This window comes from Thermoflexibacter ruber (assembly GCF_900113045.1).
Lineage (GTDB): Bacteria > Bacteroidota > Bacteroidia > Cytophagales > Thermoflexibacteraceae > Thermoflexibacter > Thermoflexibacter ruber.
This window is the reverse complement of sequence record NZ_FONY01000066.1, coordinates 7501-12357: the sequence shown is the minus strand read 5'-3', so window position 1 is coordinate 12357 and position 4857 is coordinate 7501. Positions and strand designations below refer to the sequence as shown.

General features: G+C 35.0%; 3 protein-coding genes (1 of these 3 only partly in view). 2 read left to right on the top strand and 1 reads right to left on the bottom strand.

Going from position 1 to position 4857, the window contains the following annotated elements; translation table 11 throughout:
* Both BM141_RS23240 and BM141_RS21040 read left to right on the top strand, forming a co-directional pair.
* A partial coding sequence (locus tag BM141_RS23240; RefSeq protein ID WP_394331697.1) for a hypothetical protein occupies positions 1–324 on the top strand: 324 nt, incomplete at its 5' end.
* Between the two features lie 653 nt (positions 325–977).
* Positions 978–3851, top strand: coding sequence for a fibronectin type III domain-containing protein (locus BM141_RS21040; protein ID WP_221407730.1), 2874 nt, complete (start codon positions 978–980; stop codon positions 3849–3851).
* Positions 3852–3891: 40 nt separating this feature from the next.
* Here BM141_RS21040 and BM141_RS21035 read toward each other — a convergent pair whose 3' ends face one another.
* Positions 3892–4857, bottom strand: the 3' portion of a protein-coding gene (locus BM141_RS21035; RefSeq protein ID WP_091549425.1) for a PP2C family protein-serine/threonine phosphatase. Its footprint extends 399 nt past the window's final position; 966 of the gene's 1365 nt are visible here — the last part of the coding sequence; the start codon falls outside the window, past its right edge; its stop codon occupies positions 3892–3894.

Here is a 4857-nt window from a genome sequence, read left to right as displayed (position 1 = left end):
ATCTTAGCTATTGGCGATAAAGGGTATGTAGGGTTGGGAAAAAGGCTTGAGAATACACTTGATTATGAGCTAATTATACAAAATAGAGCAAACCAAGTAGCTAATACTGCTACTGAAAAAGCATTTCTTGGTATTTTTCGTAAAACCATTGAAACAGTAAACTCAATACTGACAGAGCAGTTTAACATACAATATACACGTGCAAAGAGTGCTTGGGGACTAACAAATAGAATTATCGCAAAAATAACATCCCTAACTTTTGCTATTTATTTAAACTTTATAACTCAACAACCTATCTTAGATATAAAAAACTTTATATTTTAACTAGCACAATTGGTTATGATATATTTTTATACCCAAAATTAAATAAAAGTGAAAGTCTATACGTAAAAAGTCATTGATAATCATTTTATTAGAAACTTTCAAGATTTCAGAATAAAGCTATTGGCGTTTTCTGAACACATCGCCCAATACAAAACCAAGTTGGCGACCCTCTTAAATCTCAAATTCCACTTGTTTAAATCGCAAACCAATTCTTAGTAAGTATAATATATACAAGTTTCATATATTTATTAGTTTATATGTATGTATAAGAGTAATCATTGTTATACTAAAAAAACTATAGTATTTATCGTATGTAATATATTTTCAAATAATATTCTCTTTTTTATTATTAATATAAAGTTATGAAAATAAAGCTACATCTATTAAATTTTTTAAACCTAATTGATCTCTTTGCTAAGTCGACACCTAAAACGTTTTATGAACTATTTACACAATAAAAATGATTAAATTACGTATATTTATCAAGATTCTTAATAACTTTGAGTCAGTTTCTATCGTAAAACTAACTAAATTAGTGATAGTATATGTCCGCTTATTAGCGTCCTTCTATTAACTACATTCAATCTTAATCTCTTTATCTTAAAAATTTATTTGATATGATAAGAGTTTTTTACTTAAAAACCACTTTTATATTGTTATTGCTAATTGTATCTTCTCTAAACCTACAAGCGGCAGAGTTTAATGTTTCTGCTGGTGATGTGCAAGCCTTGATAAATGCGATAATATCTGCTAATACTAATAGAGATGCAAGCAATACTATTAATTTAGCAAAGAATAGTGTGTATGAACTAAGAACTCCTTATGTTAGAGATTTTGTTTCTTTTAGCATCAGACATGGAGATTTGGGTCTGCCCATACTTAAAGACGGCAAAACGCTTATCATTAATGGGAATGGTTCTACAATTAGGAGGGCAATGAATGCTGTATCTTTTCGGATACTTTCATGTGATATTTATTCAGATATTACAATTAATGACTTAACTATTGAAAATGGGCTAACATCTGGGCAAGGTGGAGGTATCTTTAAAGTTACTGGAGGAAGGCTTTTGCTAAAAAATGTAAAATTTATCAATAATGAAACAACTGATAGAGGAGGTGGCTTGTCCATTGGTTCTTTAAACAGAACTACTATTGAAAATAGTGAGTTTAAGCAAAATAAAGCCAAAATAAAAGGAGGGGGAATTTATAATGTATTGTCTGATTTAACAATTACAGAAACCAAATTCATAGAAAACTCAGGTACAAGTACAGAAATGGAAGGTGGAGGTCTATTTGTAGATGGTGCGAGAAGTGATGAGGGGAAAATTAGTATAACAAAGTGTATTTTTGCTAATAATAAAGCAAATGCCTCGTCAGGCGGATTTCAACTTTTTTTATACAATAGCAATGAAGCTATAATTGACCAATGCGAAATATACGGTAATAATGTGAGCAGTGGTTTAGCAGGAGGAGTTTATCTATCTGGAGGAACGATAAGATACTCTGGTGGAGTAGCTAATCCTGTTAGAAATTACTACTTTAAAATACAAAATACTTTAATCTATGATAATTCCTCTACTACTCAAGGAGGAGGGCTGTGGCTTGGACAAAATGCAAAAGTTGATATTGAGAATACTACTATAGCAAATAATAAGTCAAGGTCTTCTGGAGGAATTACAGCAGGGAATTCTACACTTTCTATAAAGAATTGCACTATTGCTGGTAATGTCGCAAGCGAAGGGACAGGTGGGATAGCAGCAAGTGGAACAGTAAGTGCCTCAAATACTATATTTTTTGATAATACAGGCACGAGCAATAGACATCATTTCTCATCTACCGGTAGTTTATCTGATTTAGGAAATAATTTACAATTTAAGACCGAGGTAGCAGATAGATACTTGCCCACAACTATAAGAGTAGCTAACCCACTCCTCCTCCCCTTAGCTGACAACGGTGGCCCTACACGGACTATGGCATTGCAAAAAGGAAGCCCAGCCATAGATGCAGGAAATAACTGTACCCCCACTGACCAAAGAGGACAAAGAAGGGTTGGGCAGTGTGATATCGGAGCTTTCGAGTATGTACCAGAAGTAAGTACGCCTACAGTACCTACCGCCCCTAACAACTTGACCGCTACTGCCAACTCCAATACTCAAATCACATTAAATTGGACGGATAACTCCAATAATGAAACTGGTTTTAGGATAGAACGTTCTACCACCGCAGGAAGTGGATTTACCGAACTTACCAATGTAGAAGCAAACGTAACTACTTTTACTAATACCAACTTGCAAGCAGGTACTACCTATTTTTATAGAGTAAGGGCTTACAATGCCGCAGGAAACTCGGCATATTCCAACGAAGCAAGTGCGACCACTTCGCAACCTACCCCAACTACACCAACCGCTCCCAGTAGTCTTACCGCTACTGCCAACTCCACTACTCAAATTACCTTAAATTGGACGGATAATGCTACTAACGAAACAGGGTTCAGAATAGAACGTTCCACTACCGCAGGAAGCGGGTTTACTGAAATTGCTCAAGTAGGTGCAGATTTAACTACTTTTACCAATACCAATTTGCAAGCAGGAACTACCTATTTTTATAGGGTAAGGGCTTACAATGCCGCAGGGAACTCGGCATATTCCAACGAAGCAAGTGCAACCACTTTACAACCTACCCCAACTACACCAACCGCTCCCAGTAGTCTTACCGCTACTGCAAACTCCACTACTCAAATTACCTTGAATTGGACTGATAATGCTAATAACGAAACAGGGTTCAAAATTGAACGCTCCAATACTGCAGGAAGTGGGTTTACTGAAATTGCCCAAGTTGGCGCAAATGTAACTACTTTCATCAACAATAACTTACAAGCAGGAACTACCTATTTTTATAGAGTAAGGGCTTACAATGCTACAGGGAACTCCGCATATTCTAACGAAGCAAGTGCGACCACTTTACAACCAGCTCCAACCGCACCAACCGCTCCTATAAACTTAAAAGCAACTTCTCCTATACAAGGACAAATAGTACTTAACTGGGACGACAATGCCAATGATGAAACAGGGTTTAAAATTGAACGTTCTACTACCTCAGGAAGCGGATTTGCCGAGATTGCCCAAGTTACAGCAAACGTAACTACTTATACAGACAATAATTTACAAATAGGAAGCACATTTTTTTATAGAGTTAGAGCCTATAATGCTGTAGGAAATTCTGCTTACTCTAATGAAGCAAGCGTAGTAGTTACTGCTGTCAATCAGGTAGATATTTCCAATTCACTGAACATTTACCCTAATCCTACTGCTGATAGGTTGTCATTCAAATTGGACTATAAAAAACAAGGTAATTTCCAGATGCGCATTACAGACCTTACAGGTAGAATAATAATAAGTGAAATTTGGAATAAGAATACAGATATATTGCAAAAGGATTTAGAACTTTCTTGGCTTTCTAAAGGCATCTATTTCATTTATGTTTATAATGAAGATTATAAAGCTATTAAGAAATTAGTAAAGGAATAAATAAATGTATATACATTACCCCGCGCCAATACACTGAAAGTTAAACACTTACCCCTATGACCAGTACATCGTCGGTTTGTTCTCGTTCCCCTTTCCAGGAGGTAAACTCCTGCTCTAATTTCTCTTTTTGTACCGATAAAGGTAAATGACTTATTTCAAATAAAAAATTTCTAAAATGCTTTACCATATATTTTCTATTTTCCTTTCCGCCAAACTGGTCTTGAAATCCGTCAGTAAAAAGATAAAAAATATAGTCATCTTTCAACTCAAAAGTATGCGTATTAAAGGTTTTAGCAATTTTGGATTGATTCCCCCCTATTGGAAACTTATCTCCTTTTATTTCATGGAGTTGCCTATTCCGCACATAATATAAGGGATTTTTTGCCCCTGCCCAATGTACCCATTTGGTATTATCATCTTTTTCTTCTATTACCAAAATCACCATATCCATGCCATCACTTTGGTTAAAATTTTGTTTTTGAAGAGTAGCTACTATTTTTCTATCTAATTCATGGAGAATAAGATGCGGGGTTGTAATACATTTTTCATTTATAATTTCATCTAACAGGGCATTTCCCATGACCGTCATGAACGCACCAGGCACCCCATGCCCAGTGCAATCTGCCGCAATAAGTATTCTTTTTGATGAACGTTCCTCTGTATTGAAAAAAAGTTGGGAAAACCAAAAAAAATCACCACTCACAATATCTCGTGGCTTAAAAAAAATAAACCCCTCCTTAAAATTACATAAAACCTCCTCCTCATTGCCTAAAATTGCTTTTTGAATGCGTTGAGCGTACTTCAAACTGTCTGTAATATTTTCATTCTTTTTCTCTATCATTTTCTCATAGCTTTCATGTTCCTGCTTGAATCCAGTGATGGTAATAAAAAGCAGAGAGAAAGTAATGATTACATTAATGGAATAGAAATAAGAAAATATAGGGTGTTTAATTAATGGATTAACTACATAAAAGCTAAATTTGACGAGTGTAAACAATACCATAGT